The organism is Blautia sp. aa_0143 (assembly GCF_004167315.1).
GTDB classification, from domain to species: Bacteria; Bacillota; Clostridia; order Lachnospirales; family Lachnospiraceae; genus Blautia_A; species Blautia_A fusiformis.
Genome location: NZ_RCXU01000013.1, coordinates 43,993 through 64,832, shown reverse-complemented (window position 1 = coordinate 64,832; position 20,840 = coordinate 43,993). Strand labels below are relative to the sequence as shown.

The 20,840-nt window shown below is 46.1% G+C and carries 18 protein-coding genes and 1 tRNA gene; 4 read left to right on the top strand and 15 right to left on the bottom strand.

Translation table 11 applies throughout. The features are described from left to right. Positions 1–59 precede the first annotated feature (59 nt). Positions 60–141 (top strand) — tRNA-Leu (locus tag EAI83_RS08265). 77 nt (positions 142–218) lie between these two features. Further along, the gene (locus EAI83_RS08260; RefSeq protein WP_118608058.1) at positions 219–1,595 is read left to right on the top strand and encodes an MATE family efflux transporter; all 1,377 of its coding nucleotides are present in this window, start codon (positions 219–221) and stop codon (positions 1,593–1,595) included. A gap of 126 nt (positions 1,596–1,721) precedes the next feature. Here the strand turns inward: EAI83_RS08260 and EAI83_RS08255 are convergent, their stop codons facing one another. Genes EAI83_RS08255 through EAI83_RS08240 form a run of 4 tightly spaced genes read right to left on the bottom strand, consistent with a single transcriptional unit; the run spans position 1,722 to position 6,390 of the window. Continuing rightward, positions 1,722–3,011 (bottom strand): diaminopimelate decarboxylase, encoded by a 1,290-nt coding sequence (locus tag EAI83_RS08255; RefSeq protein ID WP_059085911.1) that lies wholly within the window; start codon positions 3,009–3,011, stop codon positions 1,722–1,724. A gap of 52 nt (positions 3,012–3,063) precedes the next feature. Continuing rightward, entirely contained in the window at positions 3,064–4,500 is a 1,437-nt protein-coding gene (gene pyk, locus EAI83_RS08250) for a pyruvate kinase (protein ID WP_129975040.1), read from the bottom strand. 27 nt (positions 4,501–4,527) lie between these two features. After that, positions 4,528–5,418 (bottom strand): hypothetical protein, encoded by an 891-nt coding sequence (locus tag EAI83_RS08245; RefSeq protein WP_059085913.1) that lies wholly within the window; start codon positions 5,416–5,418, stop codon positions 4,528–4,530. Between the two features lie 30 nt (positions 5,419–5,448). Continuing rightward, positions 5,449–6,390 (bottom strand): magnesium transporter CorA family protein, encoded by a 942-nt coding sequence (locus EAI83_RS08240; protein WP_129975084.1) that lies wholly within the window; start codon positions 6,388–6,390, stop codon positions 5,449–5,451. Positions 6,391–6,616: 226 nt separating this feature from the next. On the opposite strand from EAI83_RS08240, the gene aroC reads away from it, so the two are divergent. Next, positions 6,617–7,711, top strand: coding sequence for a chorismate synthase (gene aroC, locus EAI83_RS08235; protein ID WP_129975038.1), 1,095 nt, complete (start codon positions 6,617–6,619; stop codon positions 7,709–7,711). Between the two features lie 128 nt (positions 7,712–7,839). On the opposite strand, the gene EAI83_RS08230 is transcribed toward aroC, so the two are convergent. The 7 genes from EAI83_RS08230 to hemA all read right to left on the bottom strand — a co-directional run bounded on the left by EAI83_RS08230 (position 7,840) and on the right by hemA (position 15,457). Then, positions 7,840–8,922 (bottom strand): lactonase family protein, encoded by a 1,083-nt coding sequence (locus tag EAI83_RS08230; RefSeq protein ID WP_118369173.1) that lies wholly within the window; start codon positions 8,920–8,922, stop codon positions 7,840–7,842. 176 nt (positions 8,923–9,098) lie between these two features. After that, the gene (gene hemL, locus EAI83_RS08225; protein WP_129975036.1) at positions 9,099–10,379 is read right to left on the bottom strand and encodes a glutamate-1-semialdehyde 2,1-aminomutase; all 1,281 of its coding nucleotides are present in this window, start codon (positions 10,377–10,379) and stop codon (positions 9,099–9,101) included. Then, complete coding sequence (gene hemB, locus EAI83_RS08220; RefSeq protein WP_022426908.1) at positions 10,379–11,362, bottom strand: porphobilinogen synthase; 984 nt, start codon at positions 11,360–11,362, stop codon at positions 10,379–10,381. The genes hemL and hemB overlap by 1 nt, the downstream gene beginning before the upstream one ends. Positions 11,363–11,364: 2 nt before the next feature. Next, positions 11,365–12,870, bottom strand: coding sequence for a uroporphyrinogen-III C-methyltransferase (gene cobA / locus EAI83_RS08215; protein ID WP_110103275.1), 1,506 nt, complete (start codon positions 12,868–12,870; stop codon positions 11,365–11,367). After that, the gene (hemC, locus tag EAI83_RS08210) at positions 12,867–13,760 is read right to left on the bottom strand and encodes a hydroxymethylbilane synthase (protein WP_022426910.1); all 894 of its coding nucleotides are present in this window, start codon (positions 13,758–13,760) and stop codon (positions 12,867–12,869) included. The genes cobA and hemC overlap by 4 nt, the downstream gene beginning before the upstream one ends. Then, positions 13,747–14,238: a precorrin-2 dehydrogenase/sirohydrochlorin ferrochelatase family protein gene (locus EAI83_RS08205; RefSeq protein WP_015525267.1), complete on the bottom strand. Its 492-nt coding sequence runs from the start codon at positions 14,236–14,238 to the stop codon at positions 13,747–13,749. The genes hemC and EAI83_RS08205 overlap by 14 nt, the downstream gene beginning before the upstream one ends. Beyond that, positions 14,228–15,457 carry a glutamyl-tRNA reductase gene (hemA, locus tag EAI83_RS08200; RefSeq protein ID WP_021653027.1) on the bottom strand — a complete coding sequence of 410 codons (1,230 nt, stop codon included), beginning with the start codon at positions 15,455–15,457 and terminating at the stop codon, positions 14,228–14,230. The genes EAI83_RS08205 and hemA overlap by 11 nt, the downstream gene beginning before the upstream one ends. A 201-nt stretch (positions 15,458–15,658) precedes the next feature. Between hemA and EAI83_RS08195 the strand changes: the two genes are divergently transcribed. Continuing rightward, entirely contained in the window at positions 15,659–16,456 is a 798-nt protein-coding gene (locus tag EAI83_RS08195; RefSeq protein WP_110103277.1) for a sirohydrochlorin cobaltochelatase, read from the top strand. Between the two features lie 122 nt (positions 16,457–16,578). Here EAI83_RS08195 and EAI83_RS08190 read toward each other — a convergent pair whose 3' ends face one another. From EAI83_RS08190 to EAI83_RS08175, 4 genes are all read right to left on the bottom strand, one after another. Then, a complete protein-coding gene (locus EAI83_RS08190; RefSeq protein ID WP_059085918.1) occupies positions 16,579–17,790 on the bottom strand; it encodes an NADP-dependent isocitrate dehydrogenase in 1,212 nt (403 codons plus the stop codon). 163 nt (positions 17,791–17,953) lie between these two features. Continuing rightward, on the bottom strand, positions 17,954–18,778 hold the full coding sequence (locus EAI83_RS08185) for a S8 family peptidase (protein WP_129975034.1): 825 nt from the start codon (positions 18,776–18,778) through the stop codon (positions 17,954–17,956). A gap of 146 nt (positions 18,779–18,924) precedes the next feature. Beyond that, positions 18,925–19,884 carry a transglutaminase-like domain-containing protein gene (locus EAI83_RS08180; protein ID WP_021653022.1) on the bottom strand — a complete coding sequence of 320 codons (960 nt, stop codon included), beginning with the start codon at positions 19,882–19,884 and terminating at the stop codon, positions 18,925–18,927. 28 nt (positions 19,885–19,912) lie between these two features. Next, the gene (locus EAI83_RS08175; protein WP_129975032.1) at positions 19,913–20,830 is read right to left on the bottom strand and encodes an SH3 domain-containing protein; all 918 of its coding nucleotides are present in this window, start codon (positions 20,828–20,830) and stop codon (positions 19,913–19,915) included. Between the last annotated feature and the right edge of the window lie 10 nt (positions 20,831–20,840).

The following is a 20,840-nucleotide window of genomic DNA, read 5'->3' as shown; positions in this document are numbered from 1 at the left end:
TTATTCTGAAAAAATCCTTGCAAGCCACCTGATACTGTGCTATTATAATAAATGGATATGCCGCTGTGGCGGAATTGGCAGACGCACTTGACTCAAAATCAAGCGGAGCGATCCGTGCCGGTTCGAGTCCGGCCAGCGGCATTCGCATAAAAGACCTGACGGAGAAATCTGTCAGGTCTTTATTATATACTATCAAAAAACACGAAAGGAATAAAAAAATGGAAAAAGACAAAAGCTTTTTAGGAACCGAGTCTGTCGGAAAGCTTCTTCTGCAGCTTGCACTTCCTACCGTTGCCGCACAGCTCATCAATATGCTCTACAATATCGTCGATCGTATCTATATTGGTCATATTCCCGGAGAGGGTGCTCTTGCCCTTACCGGTGTAGGTGTATGTATGCCGCTTATTATGGTCGTATCTGCCTTCGCTGCTCTTGTCGGAAACGGAGGCGCTCCCAGAGCCAGCATCTTTATGGGTAAAAATGACACGTCGAAAGCCGAACAGACTCTCGGAAACTGCTTCACCATGCAGATCATCATCTCCCTGATCCTGACTGTTATCCTGTTTCTCGGAAACCGCAGCCTTCTCCTTGCATTCGGCGCCAGTGCAAACACCATCGACTATGCGGTGGGTTACATGAATATCTATGCAGTAGGAACTATCTTTGTACAGCTGACTCTTGGCATGAATAATTTCATCACAGCCCAGGGATTCGCAAAAACCGGAATGCTCTCCGTATTGATCGGTGCGATCTCCAACATTATTCTGGATCCGGTTTTTATTTTCGGATTCCACATGGGTGTCCGGGGCGCTGCTCTGGCAACAGTGATCTCCCAGGCATTTTCCTGCATCTGGGTCCTCTCCTTCCTCTTTGGAAAAAAGACCTTCCTGAAGCTTCGGAAAAGCACCATGAAACTGAAAGCCGATATCATTCTGCCCTGTATGGCTCTTGGCTCTTCTCTCTTTGTCATGCAGCTCAGTGAAAGCGTTATCTCTGTCTGCTACAACTCCTCCCTCTTAAAATACGGCGGGGATGTTGCCGTAGGAGCCATGACCATCCTTACCAGCGTCATGCAGTTTGCCATGCTTCCTCTTCAGGGACTTGGTCAGGGTGCACAGCCTATCATCAGCTACAACTATGGTGCACGTAACGAAAAACGTGTACGTTCTACATTTAAGCTTCTTATAAAAACAAGTGTTTCTTATTCCGTGATCCTGTGGCTGATCATTATGATCTTCCCGCAGATCTTTGCCGGAATGTTTACTTCGGACAGTACATTACTTGCTTTCACAAAAACAGCGCTCCGGATCTATATGGCAGTTGTGTTTATCTTTGGTATCCAGATTGCCTGCCAGATGACCTTTATCTCCCTTGGCAGAGCCAAAGATTCCATCATTGTGGCTATTGTCCGGAAATTTATTCTGGTCATCCCGCTGATCTATATCCTGCCCAATATTTTCCGTGCTGACCGGACAAATGCAGTTTATATGGCCGAGCCGGTTGCGGATATCCTGGCCGTTACATTTACTGCCATCCTGTTTTTCTTTGAGTTTAGAAAAGCCTTGGCAGAAATCTCCGGCAGCCGGAAGCAGTAACCCTGCATTTGACCACCTTCCGCCCTGCTCGCGATCTTATGCCTACCAGATACTTAAACATAAAACAGCCCTCTATGCATCATTACCAAGATGCATAGAGGGCTGTTTTTATATATTTCCGCTATTTTATTTCAGTTCGTCTTCATCCTGAAGAAGTTTCTCAAAAACAGGGAAGCAGTCAAAGGTTGCAAAATAATCTCTCGGTGTCTCGGCACGACGGATCATCTCAAAGCTGCCGTCCTCATGAAGAAGGATCTCTGCAGATTTCAGTTTACCATTGTAGTTATAACCCATTGCAAAACCATGAGCACCTGTATCATGGATCACAAGAAGATCTCCCTTGTCGATTTTCGGAAGCATACGGTCAATGGCAAATTTATCATTATTCTCACAGAGGGAACCTGTCACATCATATTTATGATCGCACGGCTCGTTCTCCTTACCCATAACCGTAATGTGATGATAAGCACCATACATAGCCGGACGCATCAGATTTACTGCACAGGCATCTACGCCGATATACTCTTTATGTGTATGCTTCTCATGGATTGCTTTTGTGACAAGGCAGCCATACGGTCCCATCATGAAACGGCCAAGCTCTGTATAGATCGCAACATCACCCATTCCTTCCGGAACAAGTACTTCTTCATAAACCTTGCGGACACCCTCACCGATCACACGGATATCATTTGGCTCCTGATCCGGTTTATAAGGAATTCCGATACCACCGGAAAGGTTGATGAATTTAATGTGTGCACCTGTCTCCTTCTGAAGCTTCACGGCAAGCTCAAACATAACCTTTGCAAGCATTGGATAATAATCATTGGTCACTGTGTTGCTTGCAAGGAATGCATGGATTCCAAACTCTTTGGCACCTTTGGATTTCAGGATACGGAATGCGTCAAAGATCTGCTCGGTAGTCATTCCGTATTTTGCATCTCCGGGATTATCCATGATACCGTTACTGATCTTAAATACTCCACCTGGATTGTAACGGCAGCTGATCACTTCCGGGATTTTTCCGAGAGCTTTCTCTACGCTCTCAATATGTGTGATGTCATCAAGGTTGATGATCCCACCGATCTCATCTGCATATCTGAACTCTTTCTCCGGTGTGTCATTGGAAGAAAACATGATATCGCCCTTTTTGCAGCCTACTGCCTTGGCCATCATAAGCTCTGTTTCTGAGGAGCAGTCGCAGCCACAGCCATACTCCTGCAGAATATTGATCAGATATGGATTCGGTGTTGCCTTTACCGCAAAAAATTCCTTGAATCCTTTGTTCCATGCAAAGGCCTCTTTCAGGGCTTTTGCATTCTCACGGATTCCCTTCTCATCATAGAGATGGAAGGGTGTCGGAAACTTTTCAGTAATTTCGTTGAGTTTCTCAAGTGTCACAAATGGTTCTTTTTTCATAATAACTGCATCTCCTGTTTTTCCGACTGCTGTTCCCGAAGAAAACTCAGTCTTATTCTGCCTCGATCACGTGCATCATATTTGTCACTGCACCACGACCGTTTGTCATGTTGGTCGCAGGGTCTCCTGCTGTAAATACAACAAGGTCTCCTTTATGTATCAGATGACGGCTGCGGACAACATTCATAGCCTGAGACATGATATGGTCCGTGGTATCTCTCTGATATCCTTTCAGAGGTGTTACACCCCAGATCAGCTGAAGTTTATGCTGGATGGTTGAGTTTGGTGTGATCGCATAGATCGGAACCTTCGGACGGAAATTGGAGATCAGTCTGGCTGTATTTCCACTCATTGTCGGTGTTACGATAGCGTTCGCCTTCAGGTTCTTTGCAGTACGCACCGTTGCAAGTGCCACTGCACTGGAGATCTTCTCTCTTCCGTCCATGGAACGATGTTCAATAAACACTTTATAATCCAGATGCGGCTCTGTCATCTCTGCGATATCTGCCATCATCTTAAGAGCATCAACCGGATATTTACCAGCTGCTGTCTCTCCGGAAAGCATGATCGCATCGGTTCCGTCGTAGATCGCATTGGCAACATCAGCTACCTCTGCACGTGTAGGACGCGGATTACGGATCATGGAATCAAGCATCTGTGTTGCTGTGATAACCGGTGTATAATGTTCATTACACTTACGGATGATCTCCTTCTGGATGTGAGGTACCTGGCTTGCAGGAATCTCCACACCAAGATCTCCTCTGGCAACCATGATACCGTCAGATGCTTCAATGATGGAATCAATATTCTCAACACCCTCTGCATTCTCGATCTTCGCGATAATACCGATATCCTTTCCACCATTATCATTCAGAAGCTTACGGATCTCACGGATCACCTCTGCGGAACGAACAAAAGATGCCGCGATGAAATCAAATTTCTGCTCGATACCAAAGATAATATCCTTCTTATCCTGCTCTGTGATTCCCGGAAGATTTACTTTTACATAGGGAACATTTACACCCTTCTTCTCTCCCAGCTCACCACCGTTTAAGATATCACAGACAATATCGGTTCCCTTGATCGCCTTAACCGCCAACTCGATCAGACCATCATCAATGAGGATCCTGTTTCCCGGTTTTACATCCTTGTAAAGTGTCTCATATGTGATAGCAACCTTTGTGCTGTCGCCTTCAAAATCGCCAATTCCAAGTACAAACTGTTTTCCCGCTTCCAGCTTAACCTTCTGTCCGTCCTTTAAAAGTCTGGTACGGATCTCCGGGCCCTTTGTGTCAAGAAGCATGGCAATAGGCATATCAAGCTCCTCACGAAGCTCCTTGATCATATCCACACGGCCCTTCTGCTCCTCGTGATCTCCGTGAGAAAAGTTGAATCTGGCAATATCCATTCCATTCTCCATAAGAGCCTTCAGAGTTTCCCTGTTATTGCTGGCAGGTCCAAGTGTACAGATAATCTTAGTTTTTTTCATAATAATGTTCTCCTTCGTTTGTGCGTTTTACTGCACGTGTTTATGTGTAAATAAATGATCCTGACAATATTCATAATTTCCGTTGCACTTTGAGCAGAAACGAAACTCCAGGTTTGGGTCATCCTTTTCGGTACGTCCGCAGATCGCACATTTATGCTTGGCGATCCCATTCGGACCGGACCCTGTTCTGGAAGGAGCCACAGCCTTCTTAAACTGCTGCCTCCTGTGGATCTCCTTCGGATTGTATCGGTTCATATCACGGGTACTGAAATAAAAGATCACAAAGTTTAAAAGTGATGCTACGATCGGTACTACACCTACCCAAAGCCCGACTCGAAGATAAGATACGATATCCCACGCAATGAACAGTCCGTATACAAAGGCCATCCATTTCATCCTGATCGGGATCACAAACATAAGAAGCAGCTGAAGATCCGGATATGTGACTGCATAGGCAAGGAAAATAGAAAGACTGATATAATATGTGGTAAAAATATTTCCGCCAAGAGAATAGGCGATCCCGTTCATCACCACATAACCACCTGTAAATACATGTAAAAGCACTGCTGCGATCACAGTAAACAAAACACCTGAAAAAATATACAATGTGTACCGGAAAGTTCCCCAGGTACGTTCCAGTGAAGTACCAATCGGATAATAGAAAAAAAAGATTGCGAGAAGGAACATCACAAGATTGCCGGTTCCTCCCACACTGGACGGCGGATAGATCACCCATGTCACCAGTCTCCAGATCTGTCCCTTCATGACCATGGACATATCAAGACTCAGCATATTCAAAACTCCTGGAGCAAACATAGCCAGAAAATACCCCAGCACATAACATCCGATGATGTAAACAGTCAGATTCGGAACCCCGAATCTTCCGAATTTACGTTCCAGTTTGTCGATAAATTTCATTAAAATCTCCTTTCAGAAAACTTTTGAAAATCAGAAAAATCGCTTCTTGGAAAGAATGATCGCTGCCACAACACTGATTGCCACAGAAATCAGGATAATGATCAGAAATCCCAATGGACTCCTTGATAAGGGCATACCGGAACCAGCCACATTCATTCCGTAAGCACTGAACACAATAGTCGGAATACTCATGACAATAGTAATGATCGCCAGTACCTTCATAACGATATTCATATTATTGGAGATGATCGATGCAAAAGCATCCATAGTTCCGTTCAGGATACCGCTGTACACATTGGCCATTTCGATCGCCTGCTTATTCTCAGTGATGACATCCTCCAGAAGATCGGTGTCCTCCGGATATTTCTTGATGCTGTCTATCTTCAGAAGCTTCTCCAGCACAACCTCATTGGACCGGAGTGATGTGATAAAATAAGTCAGGGATTTCTGCAGCTCCAGAAGCTCGATCAGCTCTTCATTTCTTGTGGAAAGATGCAGTTTTTCTTCCACCTGCTCACTTTTTTTGTCAATGATACGCAGATAACGCAGGTACATGCTCGCATTTCTGTAAAGGATCTGAAAGATAAAACGGGTCTTCATATAGGTAAAAAAGCTCCGGACTCTTCCCTCCATAAATCTGGTAAGAACCGGTGTATCCTCCAGACAGACGGTAAAGATCATAGACCCCGTCACAATGATGCCAAGCGGTATTGTCCCATACCAGTCCTTGTCATTACGTTCCTCGATCATAGGAACATCAACCAGGATCAGTGTATAATTATCCTCAACTTCGATACGTGACCGTTCTTCCTCATCCAAAGGGGATCGTAAATCGTCAACCTCTATATCAAACTTCTCGGAAAATTCAAAAATCTCTGTTGCCGTCGGATTCGTCAGCGCAATCCAGCAGCCTTCCTCCGGTTCCTGTATCTGGTGGATGGCTCCGTCTATTGTCTTGTAAATCCTTACCACGATTCCCACTTCCCTTCTCTTGCTTTTCTTTTGCCAGGGCAAAATTCTTTTTTATTATAAATAGTCAAAATAGCTTTGTCAATTCATACCTTTTCTTTTTAAAAGAGCTTTTAAATAATTTCACATGATCTTTACATGAAAATTCATTCTGCCTTCCACGTTCTTTACATTTTTTCCGGCTTCCTATATAATGATTCCAGAATTCCAACGAAAGGAAGTTATACAAATGAGTCAGTCATCATTCGGAAAAAAATTCGTGGTTACCACCTGGGGAGAATCTCACGGCAAGGCTACCGGTGCCGTTCTCGACGGCTGTCCCGCAGGTCTTTCTCTCTGCGAAGAAGATATCCAGGTTTTTCTTGACCGGAGAAAGCCCGGTCAGAGCCGTTATACAACTGCCCGTAAGGAAGGAGATCTGGTGGAGATCCTTTCCGGAGTTTTTGAAGGAAAGACTACCGGTACTCCAATTTCTCTTCTGATCCGCAATACAGATCAGCGTTCCAGAGATTACGGAAATATCGCATACTCCTATCGTCCCGGTCACGCAGACTTTACCTTTGACCAGAAATATGGATTCCGTGATTACCGTGGAGGTGGACGCTCCTCCGGAAGAGAAACCGCCGGACGTGTGGCAGCCGGTGCCATTGCCATCAAGCTGTTAAACGAACTTGGCATTACATTTACTACCTACGCAAGATCCATCGGTCCTGTGGAAATCCGGTCCTTCTCAGAAGAAGAGATCCGAAATAATGCACTCTGCATGCCAGATGCCGACGCAGCCGCAAAGGCATCTGCCTATCTCGAACAATGTCTGAACAGTCAGGACAGTGCTGGCGGCGTGATCGAATGCCGCATCAAAAACGTTCCTGTCGGTCTGGGCGATACGGTTTTTGACAAGCTGGATGCTACCCTCGCTCATGCGATCATGTCCATCGGTGCTGTAAAAGCTGTTGAAATCGGTGACGGCATCAATGTGACACGCCTTACCGGTTCCGAAGACAACGACGGTTTTGTACAGAAAAACGGCATTATTTCCAAAACCTCCAACCATGCAGGTGGTATTATGGGTGGTATGAGTGACGGCAGTGATATCATACTCCGTGCACATATCAAACCTACTCCTTCCATCAGTCAGTCTCAGTCTACTGTGACCAACACCGGAGAAAACCTGGAGCTTGAGATCAAGGGCCGGCATGATCCGGTGATCGTACCGCGTGCAGTAGTCGTTGTGGAAGCTATGGCAGCACTTACCATTACAGATGCACTTTTTAACAATATGAGTGCACGGATGGATCGTATCCACGAATTTTATCAGCGGTAATTTCACATTTTGACCTGTCAGATAAAAAATTATAAATGCGCAAAAAAACAGACTCAGGGAAAGTTCCTACTCGTCCCTGAGTCTGTTTTTGTTTGCCTGTACAAGACTTACTTTGATCAATCCTGTTCTTAGTCCAACTGCTCGCATGTATCCGGTACCGGCCAGATATGGATACTGTTCGGTGTCTCGATCTTTCTCGGTTTTTCGTTCATCATGATGATATTCTTTTCATAATCCACAGTGAAAACGGTAATACTGTTGCTGGCATGATTGGCAACAGCAATATGCTTGTTATCCGGGAAGATCATAAGATCCTTCGGGTAATCACCACTGATCGGAAGTGTAAATTTCTTGGTCAGAAGGCCTGTTTCCTGGTCTACTGCATACATAGTCACAGTATTTTCACCTGCTGTTGTACAGAAAAGATATTTACCGTCCGCGGAAAGAGACATACCGGAAGCTGCGTTATGGAGCGCATCATTGGAATCCTCTTTTCCAAGAGTGGTAATGCTCTGAAGCAGCTGAAACTCCGGATTCTTACCACTTCCGTCATAGCTGTATACCTTCACCTCATTGCTGAGCTCAAAAAGAAGATATGCAAATCTTCCGTCATCACTGAAACGGATGATACGAGGGCCGCTCTCTCTCGGGCAGCGAAGAATGTCAACCAGCTCCAGTTTGTCTTTCTTCTTATTGATACGATAGATCTTAACCTGATCGATACCATTATCTACCGCACAGAGATACTTATTATCCGGTGTCGGACGTACACAATTAACATGCGGACGGAAGTTACGCTCTGCCACGCTTCCAAGTCCCTTGTGGAAAACGCCGTCCATAACACTTCCCAGACGGCCGTCTTTATGTGTATGTACAACCGTTACCTTACCATCATGGTACCCTGCCACATAAAGATATCTTCCGTCCACATCTGTTGCAAGATAGCAGCCTCGCATTCCGTTGATATCCACACTGTTGAGGCGGGTAAGATCACCGTTCTTGTCTCTTTCAAATACAGCTACACCCTCATCCTCAATGGAATACAGATATTTACCGTTTTTTGATACTGCCAGATGAGAAGCATTGCTAACTTCCACTTCGCTTCGTTCTGTGAGTGTTCCTTTTTCTACATCTACATCGTATACCTGAATTCCCTTACTGGTTCCATGGGTATATGTTCCCACGTAAGCCACGTACTTCTTTTTTCCCATAAGTTCTGGCCTCCTGCTTTTTACATTGGTTACGTATTTTTGTGTTTATTTTATCACAAAGCTTCTGCAAGAACAAGTTACCATCCTGTTATCTTTTGTGCAATTTTTTATGCAAAACTGCCGTTCACACATGATCCACGCAAATGGATCGACTCCTGCGCATCCATTACGCCTCTTTACAGATCTCCCAAAGCGCCTCTCATTGCTTCCAGAGTTTCATCAATTACTTCATCTGTATGCGCTGTGGAAAGGAACATCGCCTCAAACTGGGAAGGTGCAAGATGAATGCCTCGTTTCAGCATTCCCTTGAAATATTTTGCAAAAAGCTCCAGGTTGGATGTTTTTGCAGAAACATAGTCTTTTACCTCCTGGTTTGTAAAGAAAATACTTGCCAGAGAAGAATCATAGTTTACCTGATATGGAAGACCTTTTTCCTCCACGATCTTCTTCAAGCCGCCGTAAAGCTTCTCACCTTTGGCAGCCAGATCTTTGTAGATTTCCTGATGCTCATAGAGATATTTCAGCTGTGTGAAACCTGCAGCCATGGCAACCGGGTTTCCGCTTAAGGTACCTGCCTGGTATACAGGACCACACGGTGAGATCAGATCCATGATCTCCTTACGTCCGCCATAAGCGCCTACCGGCATTCCTGCGCCGATTATTTTCCCGTAGGTGACAAGATCCGGACGGATACCAAAATACTCTGCTGCTCCGCCAAAGGCAAGTCGGAAGCCTGTGATCACTTCATCAAAGATCAGCAGGCAATTGTGCTCATCGCAAAGCTCACGAAGCCGCTTTAAGAAGCCTGGTTTCGGAGGAACCACACCCATGTTTGCTCCTACTGCCTCCACGATCACGGCTGCCACATTTCCCTCTTCCTGTTTGAGAAGTGCTTCCACACTGGCGGCATCATTGTAGGTAGCCGTCATGGTATCCTGTGTACAGCCCTTCGGAACACCGGCGCTGTCCGGAATACCACTTGCCATGACACCGGAGCCGGCACTTACCAGAAGGCAGTCACTGTGTCCGTGATAGCAACCTGCAAATTTGATGATCTTGTCTTTTCCGGTAAAACCTCTTGCTGCACGGATGGCACTCATAACAGCTTCTGTACCTGAGTTTACCATACGGATCATATCTACATGTGGAATATGTTCACAGATAAATTCTGCGATCTCTACTTCGATTCCTGTAGCACAGCCAAAGCTCAGGCCATTTTCACAGGCTTTTATCACGCTTTCACGGATCGCCGGGAAATTATGTCCCAGGATCATCGGGCCCCAGGAATCAATGTAATCCACATAGCGGTTTCCATCCACATCATAGATGTAACATTTATCTGCTTTTTCAATAAAACGAGGTGCCTCACCGATGGCTCCGTAAGATCTTACCGGGCTGTTTACACCTCCCGGGATTCTTTTTACCGCACGCTCAAATAACTGTTCTGATTTTGTCATCAGCCGATTCTCCCTTCATCCATAAGCCTTGCCAGAAGTTCTGCATAATAGGTAAGATAGATCTGTGCGCCGGAACGGAATGCTCCGGTAGCCATCTCACCTACGATTCTTTCCTCGTCGATCCAGCCGTTTGCAGCTGCTGCTTTTACCATTGCATATTCACCGCTGACACTGTATGCGGCAACCGGAACGTTTGTGATCTCCTTTACCTGCCAGATCATGTCCTGGTATGCAAGAGCCGGTTTTACCATGATGATATCTGCGCCCTCTTCCACATCTGCAAGTGCCTCTTTCAGTCCTTCTCTGCTGTTGTGTGGGTCCATCTGGTAACTCTTTCTGTCACCAAAAGACGGAGCAGAATCTGCTGCCTCACGGAACGGACCATAAAATGCGGAAGCATATTTTACTGCATAGGACATAATCGGTGTTGTATAATGTCCTGCCTTGTCCAGACACTGACGGATCGCTGCAACACGGCCATCCATCATATCAGATGGAGCAACCATATCCGCACCTGCCTCCACATGGGAAAGTGCTGTTTTTGCAAGAAGCTCCAGTGTCTTGTCATTATCCACATCATGACCGCAGAGAACGCCGCAATGGCCATGGGAAGTGTACTCACACATGCATACATCTGTTACATAATAAAGCTCCGGAAATTTCTCTTTTGCAATGCGAAGAGCTCTCTGAACGATCCCCTCCGGATCATAGGCACCGCTGCCCACTTCATCCTTATGGTCAGGAATACCAAAAAACATCACACTGCCTACACCGGCTTTGGAAAGCTGTTCCAGTTTATACGGAAGACGGTCCAGGCTGTAACGGTACTGCCCGGTCATGGACGGAATTTCTTCTTCCTTATTTTCTCCTTCCATTACGAACATAGGATACATAAGAGAAGATTTATCCATTCTTGTCTCACGTACCATCTTACGAAGGTTTTCGCTACCTCTTAATCTTCTTGGTCTTTTTGTCAGTTCCATGATCATTCGCTCCTTTTCATATCCTCCACCAGCTTGACAAGACTGTCAATGGTGGCTTTTTCTGACATATATGCTTTCATTCCAAAGCTCTCAGCAGCCGCCTTCGTCTGTCTGCCGATGCAGGCCGCCTTAACCTTTGAATAATCCAGTCCTTTTGTTCCCTCTACAAATCCCTTCACAGTGGAGGCACTTGTAAACACCGCACAGCTGATCTGTCCTGTTTCAAATTCCTTCTTCTCATCGATGAGCTGGCTCTTTTCGTAAAGAGTCTGATAAGTCGGAACATCCTCGACCACAGCGCCTGCCTGTGCAAGAAATGCGGTGAGCTTTTCATTGCCCTTTTCTGCCCGCGGGATAAGTATCTTTTCTCCACCGGAAAGAAGCTCTGAAAGTTCCTTTCCAAGAGTATCCCCGTCATATACCGACGGCACAAAATCTGCCAGCAGACCTCTTTCCTTCAGGGCCTTTTTTGTTCCTTCCCCGATCACGGCCAGACGGGCATTTCCCATGGCACGGATATCTTTTCCATGGCGGATCAGTTCTTCAAAAAATACCCTTACACCTGTAGGGCTGGTAAATACAAGCCACTGATATTCCTCCAGGTGATCCAGCGCTTTATAGAGACGGCTCTGGTCTTCCATGGGGACAGTACGGATCGCCGGAAGCTCCAGAACCTCCGCGCCTTTTTCACGAAGCATGTCCGCAGTTCTGGAAACAAGCTCCTTCGGTCTTGTGACAAGGACCTTCCATCCTGAAAGCGGCAGTTCTTCATACCAGCCAAACTTCTCTGCCAGTGTACATACCTTACCCACCACAATGATCGCCGGTGTCTCGATCCCCTGGCGTTTCACCTCTTCTTCCAGGGTAGAAACTGTTGCTACGATCCGTTTCTGACCTGCTGTAGTTCCCTTCTGCAGGATCGCCGCAGGCATGTCCTTTTCCATTCCTGCACCTATCAGACCCTCGCAGATATCCGGAAGTGCGGACACGCCCATCAGAAATACAAGCGTTCCCTTTGTATCAACAAGTGCCCGGAAGTCTATATCATATTCTTCTCCGGCTTTCTTGTGTCCTGTAATGATGTGGACTGAAGAACAGAAATCCCTGTGTGTTACCGGAACCCCGTTATATGCCGGTACTGCAATGGAGGAAGTAACACCCGGAACAACCTCATAAGGGATCCCATTCTCCCGAAGAAGCTCCAGCTCCTCTCCTCCTCTTCCAAAGAGGAATGGATCTCCGCCTTTCAGGCGCACCACACGAAGACCCCGCTGTGCCTCCTCAAGAAGTACCTGATTGATATTTTCCTGACGCATGATATGGTGACTGGCACGTTTGCCTACATTGATCAGCCTGGCATTTTCCGGGATTCTTGACAGAACTCCCTGACCTACCAGACTGTCATAGACGACCACATCTGCCTGTTCCAGCACTTTGAGGCCTTTTAATGTAAAAAGGCCGATATCGCCAGGACCCGCTCCTACCAGCCATACTTTTCCTGTTTTCATCTGTTTTCTCCTTTTTTCCGAAGAGTTTCTGCCAGTTCCCTGCCTAAGCTTTCCGCATCTGCCTTATTGCCACGCAGTGTTCCTGTTACATAGGAACCGTCTTTTTCATTATAATAAAGCCCTCTGAGATAGATCTCATCCCCGAGAATTTCCGCATGGGCAGCCACCGGAGAAGAGCACCCTCCATCCAGGAGCTTTACAAAAGCACGCTCCGCACTTCCCGCGGTCCAGGCATCCTTATCACAGTAGCCCTCCAGGAAATCATAAGCTTCCCCTTTTCTTCCCTGTACAGCAAGGATTCCCTGACCAGCAGCCGGAATGATCTCATCTGCTGTAAAATACCGGTTGATCCTGGATTCCAGTCCAAGTCTCTTAAGGCCGGCAGCAGCCAGGATCAATGCACTGTACTGTCCTTCATCCAGCTTCCGGAGTCTTGTCTGAAGATTTCCGCGGATACTTCTGACATCCATATCCGGATACAGTTTTTTAAGCTGTAAGGTTCTCCTTAAGCTGGAGCATCCAAGGGGCTTGCTTTTATCAAGTTCAGAAGCTCCCTCAGGAAGAACCAGTACGTCTCTCGGATCTTCTCTTTTGGAAAAAGCCAGAAGCGGCAGCTCCTCCGGAACCTCCATAGGCATATCTTTCAGGCTGTGTACAGAAAGAATACTTCTTCCATCTATCAGTGCTTTATCCAGCTCCTTTACAAAAAGCCCTTTTCCGCCAACCTTATCCAGTGTACGGTCCAGAATGATATCCCCGGTAGTTTTCATAGTGAGGATTTCCACTTCCAGATCCGGATTTTTTTCTTTTATGTAGTCACGGACCATTTCGCTCTGCAGCACTGCAAGCTTACTCTCTCTGCTGCCGATCACGATCTTATCTCTCTTCATCTTCATCCTGCTCTCCCAATACTTTTTCCAGCGCATTCTGGATCTCTTCCCTTACACGCTTTGCTTTTTTGTGATCCAGTCCGCTGGCTGTAACTCCAACTACCATTTCATCCCGCATATATACGCCTGGGAAATAAAAATCACAGGCTTCCCGGTCGGAGGCTACATTAACATAAATGCCCTCCTCCTTACAGACACGGTGGATCTCATCATTCAGCTTCCAGTCATTGGTGGCTGCGATCACCATATATGCATTGGCAAAATCAGAACGTTTCACGGGACGGATATACAGAGTCACGGTTCCTGCTTTCCCGAGATCCATAAGCTCCTGGGTCACTTTTGTAGCCACTACCGTGATATTTCTTGTAAATTTCAGAAGAGTTTTTATTCTTCTGGTAGCAATATTACCACCACCTGCCACAACGATATTTTTATCGGACAGGTCTATAAACATGGGGAAATAAGGTTTATTCTTCATAAAGTTTCTCCAGTCCTTCCACACATTCCAGAAAAGCATCCTGGTTCAGACTGTCCCGAAGCCCGAAGATCAGCTTGTTCACAACCTTTCCGGCTGCAGTATCCACTGCTTTTTTCAGGTTTTCTCTGTCTGAATCCTCCATAGGAGTTTTCCGGAAGATTTTTTCGATCCTCAGGTTCAGATCTTCCACAGCATCCGCTTTGATCTCCTGGATGCGCGGGATGATATCACGACCTTCCAGCCACTGGAAAAATTCGTTCATCTGGGCCTTCACAATGGCTCCTGCTGCTTCTAGGTTATCTGCAAGTTCCTTCGGTGTCTCGCCGGTTCGGAAGCTGTCCATATCATAAAGTGTGATGTTATCTTTTTTTCGGATCTCCGGATCAATATCTCTTGGAACTGCCAGATCGATAAGGATCATAGGTCGTTCCACACGTACATCCTCAAACAATTCTTCCGTCAGTGTATAATTGGGGCTTGCTGTTGCGCTGACCACCAGGTCACACTCCGGCAGATAATCCATTCTCTCACCATAATTGATCCTGCTGCATCCAACAGGAATGCTCACAACACCACTTCTGTACTGACGGATCGTAACCGTCACATCCGCTCCTGCTTCACGCAGTGTCTGGGCAGCCATCTTCCCCATCTCACCGTTTCCGATCACCATACAGACTTTATTGCGAACATGATAACCGCCCTCTTCCAGAAAACGGATGGCCTGATGGATCACAGAAGGATTTCCATGGGAAAACGGCACTTCCGTTTTGATCTTCTTGCCTGCAGTTACCGCCATACGGAAAAGCACCTCCAGAACACTGTCTGTGGTAAACTCATCCCTTGACATACTCAACGCATCTTTTACCTGGGTCAGGATCTGATCTTCCCCCAGGATCTGGGATTTCAGTCCGCTGGTAAGATAAAACAGGTGTTCCACCGCCTCTTCGTTTTCTCTGCTGGTAAAATACTTCTGGTATTGTTCTCCCTGCACACCTTTCAACGAGCAGAGCCACTGATACAGGTCCGGCTTCTCCTCATCTGCAGTACTTACCCACAGTTCCAGCCGGTTACAGGTCGACAGAATAATACACCCGCAGATCCCAGCTTCTTCTTTCAGCCTGCGCAGCGCCTCTCCGGTATTTTTACGGGTAAAAGCAAACTGCGCTCTGACATCTACAGGTGCCATATTATGATCGATTCCAATCATGAATATACTCATGTCCTACGTTTCTCCTTTGTTTCCACAATCTTTTATAATGATAAACATTTCCGTAAGGAAAGTCAACTACGATTGACAATGTCAGCCCTCCCTTTTATAATATCTTATGGTAGAAATTGCGGATCATCTTTATATTCCAGCGGAGAAATATAAAGAGTTTATCATAATCACCATAATTATCAGGATGGAGGAAATCCCCGTATGAACTCAGCTTCAAAAAAAGCGATCCTAGTAGTAAGTTTCGGCACAAGCTATGAAAACACCCGTAAGCTTACCATCGAGGCCATCGAGCACGATATTGCCGATGCATTCCCGGCCTGTCCCACCTACCGTGCATGGACAAGCAAAATGATCATTGCCAAACTGAAAAAGCGGGACGGTCTTACGATCCACACGGTAAAGGAGGCTCTGGAACAGATGCTTCTGGATGGTATCACCGATGTGATCGTACAGCCGACTCATGTGATCAACGGTATCGAAAATGATCAGATGAAAGCCGATGCGCTTTCTTTTCGTGACCGTTTTTCCAGTATTGTTTTCGGAAATCCTCTTCTCACAACAGAAGAAGATAACCAGGCGATCGTCCGGGTAGTTGCAGATGAATTCCGGGACATGGATCCGGACACTGCACTTGTACTGATGGGACATGGAACAGAACACTACGCAAACACGGTTTACGCTGCTTTGGATTACCGTTTTAAAGATACCGGACATAAAAATATTTTTCTTGGAACTGTAGAAGCCTATCCGGCCCTGGACTCCCTTCTCCGGGCTGCCGACAGCTTTCATCCGAAAAAGATCGTGCTGGCGCCTTTCATGATCGTAGCCGGCGACCATGCACAGAACGATCTGGCCGGTGCAGATCCGGACTCCTGGATGAACCGTCTTTCTTCCGAAGGATATGAAGTCACCCCTGTACTGAAGGGACTTGGCGAATATCCCCAGGTCCGGCAGATCCTTGTGGAACATGTACAGCAGGCCATGAACGCTTCGATCTGACAGAGATCAGATGATCCATATATATCCCTCATAAAAAAACTGCACCGTGATCCATCCCTGGATCTTCCGGTGCAGTTTTTTATTTTTTATGAAATTACTTGAAATTCTGAAATTCCTGTTATTTATGCCATCAGTTCATCCAGTTTTGTCTTTACAGCAAGGATAAACTCTTTGCTGTTCAATACCTGTACCTCTTTCAGGGAAGTGATCAGTGCAAGATCCTTGGTCATCTTTCCGCTTTCAATGGTATCCAGTGTTGCTTTTTCCAGTTTTCCTGCAAAATCAGCAAGTGCTTCATTTCCGTCCAGCTCGCCTCTCTTGCGGAGAGCTCCTGTCCATGCAAAGATCGTTGCAACGGAGTTTGTGGATGTTTCTTTTCCCTCAAGATGACGATAATAGTGTCTCTGAACTGTTCCGTGGGCAGCCTCATACTCAAAATATCCCTTCGGGGATACCAGTACAGAGGTCATCATGGCAAGAGAGCCAAATGCGGAAGATACCATGTCGCTCATAACATCTCCGTCATAGTTCTTGCATGCCCAGATAAAACCGCCATCTGCCTTCATAACACGGGCTACGATATCATCGATCAGACTGTAAAAATAGGTCAGGCCGGCTTCCTCAAATTTATCCTTAAACTCTGCATCAAAGATCTGCTGGAAAATCTCTTTAAATCTTCCATCGTATGTTTTGGAAATGGTATCCTTGCTTCCGAACCATACATCCTGCTTTGTGTCCAGTGCATAATTAAAGCAGCTTCTCGCAAAGCTCTTTACGGAATCATCAAGATTATGCATGCCACGGAGAACACCTGCTCCATCAAAATGCTGGATCAGCTCCTTACGCTCTTCTCCGTCTTCGCCCTCAAATACAAGATATGCATCTCCCGGCTTGTCAATATAAAATTCTGTATTCTTATAGATATCTCCATATGCATGACGTGCAAGTGTGATCGGTTTCACCCAATTCTTTACACATGGCTCGATTCCCTTTACAACGATCGGCGCACGGAATACAGTTCCATCAAGAATAGCACGGATCGTTCCGTTTGGACTCTTGTACATTTTTTTCAGGTCATACTCTTCCATTCTGGCTGCGTTTGGCGTGATCGTGGCACATTTTACGGCTACTCCGTATTTCTTGGTTGCTTCTGCTGCATCAATGGTAACCTGATCATCTGTCTCATTTCTGTGCTCAAGACCAAGATCATAATATTCTGTATTCAGTTCCAGATACGGTGTGAGAAGTTCATCCTTGATGATCTGCCACAGGATACGTGTCATCTCGTCTCCGTCCATCTCAACTAAAGGTGTCTGCATTTTGATTTTTTCCATATTATTTTCTCCTTTTGAGGTTTATTCTCCTGTTCGGATTCCAGGTGCTCTTTCCTTTAGAATCTTTCTTCAGCACTTTTACTGTACATTGTACTCATATTTTCCGGTTCCGTCAACGCTTTTGTGCTTTACCACACTATGTTTATAAGAATTGTATAATAATTCAGCCTGCCAACAGTTTTTCACAGTTAAATTTTCCCCATCCCTGCTGATTTCTGGGAAGTCCCATATCTTCTGCATTTTCTCTTAACAACATCTTTACCTCTACATTAGAAAGCCGGGGATCTTTTTCCAGAAGGCAGGCGATCCCTCCTGCCACCAGAGGCGTCGACATGGAGGTTCCGCTTTTGAGCCCATATGAGTACGGCAGTCCCGGTGCACAGGCAATGACCTGGCTTCCCGGCGCTACCAGATCCGGTTTGCACACACAGTCAAAAGTAGGGCCTCTTCCGGAAACTGCCTTTCTGCCATTCAGCATATCACTGGAGCCTACGGTAATGATTTTCCGGCTGCTTCCCGGTGCTGTTACCGTGCCGGCCCCCGGTCCCTGATTTCCTGCTGCAGCTACCACCACAAATCCCAGATCCCAAAGTTTTTCCACTCCTTCAAGAAGATCTGTCTGTTCCTTATGATCCCGGGATGTTGTTCCCACTGAAATATTAACGATACGGATATGATAAATGCTTCCAAACTCCATGATCCACCGAAATGCCCGCATCACATCCTCCCTGCTTCCGTTCCCGAAACGATCCAGAACCTTCAGAGCAGCGATACTGCAGCCAGGTGCAGCCCCTTTATATTTTCCACCTGATGCAGTTCCGTCCCCTGCAAGGATCCCGCTGACATGAGTCCCATGTCCGTTATCATCATATGGGCTGCGTCTGACTCCTGTAAAATCACGAAACACGGAAATACGGCTGCCAAAATCTATATGAGGAAAAATACCGGTATCCAGAACCGCCACGCCTATCCCTTTTCCTGTATACATCCTTTTATACCTTTCCAAAGCTCTCCCGCCGGACAGCTGACCTTTCTTTAGCTTATTCTGCGACCATCTTTCCCGCTACTCGTTTTATATAAAAAGACCCCGGGATCTTACATCTGAATCCCCGGGATCTTTGCTGTATATTTTATTTAGTTTCCTCTTCCTGTACGGAAATTAACTGTTTTCTGGATCTGATTGTCCATTCCGTAGCTGTAGCTTCCATAAACTCCGGTATGCCAGCCCTTAGCCTGTCCTTCCGGGTCATAATGAAGTCCGTTTATGATCACCCAGCTATGTCTTGTAAAGCCATCTCCGGCTCCATCTCTGGTTCCCGGAACACGACCACATACCACATATGGATCATATCCGATCTCTCTTGCCAGTGCAGCAAATGCACAGGCATAGCCATAACAGTTTCCCTTTCCTGTAGCAAGCGTTCTCCACGCAGTCATTCTCCACCAGTCATTCTGATTTAAATTCGGATAATAGGCAGATGAATAATAGGTATTATTTATCACATAACTCCAGCACGCCTGCAGCTTCTGGCTTTTGGACATCCCACTTCTTGTAATATTTTGGACCACGCCTATACAATGCAGCTTCAGGCTGCGCATATCATTTTTTACAGCCTGCCCCTTTCCGTTGAACCGGATTCCCTCCAGAGTACGGTTTTTGTAAAAACGTCCCCAGGAATCCGCATAGTAAAGATTTCTATCCGGAAGGCACAGCCAACCCTTTGAAGGATTTCCATATTTATTTACGTAATAGGAATATTTTCCTACATTTACGATACGTGACGTCTTTCCGTTCAAAAGGCGTCCTGCAGTATCAAACACATAGATCCTGGAACCGATCTTGTTATGGTAAGTTAACGCATAATATTTAGGCCCGAAATAATACCGTTTTCCCTTTACGGTCTTCCATTGGTTTCTGATCTTTCTGCCCTTGGTGTAGTAGTAATATTTTCCTTTTTCTCTGTAGAGACCGGTTTTCTTCTTTACAGTTGCCGTAGTAGTTGCTGCCTGCGTCTCACAGGTTACGGAAACCGTGCAGATCTGCACCGCAAAAAGCATGACCATCGCCATAAAAAACAATTTTAATCTTTTCATACGTATCTTTCCTTATCGTTCATTCTAATCAATACTCTTCGTATCTCACACTTCCGTCAGAATAGGTGATCTCATAGTAGCCATGGCCACTTCCGTCACAGTCATCATAGGCCTGACGGCTAACCTCGGTAGGTTCTGATGCTGCTGCCTCTGCTGCTGCCTGTGCCTCTGCCGCTGCCTGTGCGTCCGCCGCTGCCTGCGCGTCTGCTGCCGCCTGTGCCTCTGCTGCCGCTTTTGCCTCTGCCGCTTTTTTCTCTTCAGCTGCTTTCTGCTCTGCTACCAGCTTGTCGATCTCATCTTTATTGGAAGTGAAGTATGTATGTGCCGCATATCCCTTAACACCATCTCCTTCAACCTTCAGCCATCCAGGGCATACACCGGTTACCTTGAACTCGGTTCCAAGAGATGTTACTTTCAGGGATTTTGATTTTGTATCCGCTTTTTCACGGATATTTACATTGGATTTTGCATAGGTAGTGGCAGCTTCTTCCAGCTCAGTCTCCTTCGCATCTTCCAGCGCTTCCTGAGATTTTCCTTTTTCATCCGTGTAGGAAATATAAAGGATCTCATACTCATTATAAAAAACAGGTTCTTTCCAGTCATCCGGTGTCACATTCCGGAAGGTATGCTCTGTACCATCTTTCATGGTGATCACTAGATCCTGACCTGCCGCATCCTTGGAGTCTTTCTTTTTGCTGTCATCCTCTTTTGCATCCTGAAGCTCTGCGGATTTCACCTCAAGTCCGCTCTGATTTTTTACTGTAAGCTCTCCGATCTGAAAATCCTCTGCGGTCTCTTTTTCTTCTGCGGAATCTTTATCGCCAGTTTTCTCTGCGGTTTCCTCCTTTGTCGTTGTCTCGTCTGCAAAAGCAGCTGTCGGTGCCCCCAGACACATCGCTGCGATCAATGCTGCCCCTAAAAGCACCTGTACTGTTTTTTTTCTCATTTCTTATATC

What these genes read in the sequence shown, in the direction of transcription:
- EAI83_RS08260 (WP_118608058.1), top strand. Translation starts at nt 219, where the DNA reads ATGGAAAAAGACAAAAGCTTTTTAGGAACCGAGTCTGTCGGAAAGCTT.
- EAI83_RS08255 (WP_059085911.1), bottom strand. Translation starts at nt 3,011, where the DNA reads ATGAAAAAAGAACCATTTGTGACACTTGAGAAACTCAACGAAATTACT.
- pyk (WP_129975040.1), bottom strand. Translation starts at nt 4,500, where the DNA reads ATGAAAAAAACTAAGATTATCTGTACACTTGGACCTGCCAGCAATAAC.
- EAI83_RS08245 (WP_059085913.1), bottom strand. Translation starts at nt 5,418, where the DNA reads ATGAAATTTATCGACAAACTGGAACGTAAATTCGGAAGATTCGGGGTT.
- aroC (WP_129975038.1), top strand. Translation starts at nt 6,617, where the DNA reads ATGAGTCAGTCATCATTCGGAAAAAAATTCGTGGTTACCACCTGGGGA.
- EAI83_RS08230 (WP_118369173.1), bottom strand. Translation starts at nt 8,922, where the DNA reads ATGGGAAAAAAGAAGTACGTGGCTTACGTGGGAACATATACCCATGGA.
- hemL (WP_129975036.1), bottom strand. Translation starts at nt 10,379, where the DNA reads ATGACAAAATCAGAACAGTTATTTGAGCGTGCGGTAAAAAGAATCCCG.
- hemB (WP_022426908.1), bottom strand. Translation starts at nt 11,362, where the DNA reads ATGGAACTGACAAAAAGACCAAGAAGATTAAGAGGTAGCGAAAACCTT.
- cobA (WP_110103275.1), bottom strand. Translation starts at nt 12,870, where the DNA reads ATGAAAACAGGAAAAGTATGGCTGGTAGGAGCGGGTCCTGGCGATATC.
- hemC (WP_022426910.1), bottom strand. Translation starts at nt 13,760, where the DNA reads ATGAAGAGAGATAAGATCGTGATCGGCAGCAGAGAGAGTAAGCTTGCA.
- EAI83_RS08205 (WP_015525267.1), bottom strand. Translation starts at nt 14,238, where the DNA reads ATGAAGAATAAACCTTATTTCCCCATGTTTATAGACCTGTCCGATAAA.
- hemA (WP_021653027.1), bottom strand. Translation starts at nt 15,457, where the DNA reads ATGAGTATATTCATGATTGGAATCGATCATAATATGGCACCTGTAGAT.
- EAI83_RS08195 (WP_110103277.1), top strand. Translation starts at nt 15,659, where the DNA reads ATGAACTCAGCTTCAAAAAAAGCGATCCTAGTAGTAAGTTTCGGCACA.
- EAI83_RS08190 (WP_059085918.1), bottom strand. Translation starts at nt 17,790, where the DNA reads ATGGAAAAAATCAAAATGCAGACACCTTTAGTTGAGATGGACGGAGAC.
- EAI83_RS08185 (WP_129975034.1), bottom strand. Translation starts at nt 18,778, where the DNA reads ATGTATACAGGAAAAGGGATAGGCGTGGCGGTTCTGGATACCGGTATT.
- EAI83_RS08180 (WP_021653022.1), bottom strand. Translation starts at nt 19,884, where the DNA reads ATGAAAAGATTAAAATTGTTTTTTATGGCGATGGTCATGCTTTTTGCG.
- EAI83_RS08175 (WP_129975032.1), bottom strand. Translation starts at nt 20,830, where the DNA reads ATGAGAAAAAAAACAGTACAGGTGCTTTTAGGGGCAGCATTGATCGCA.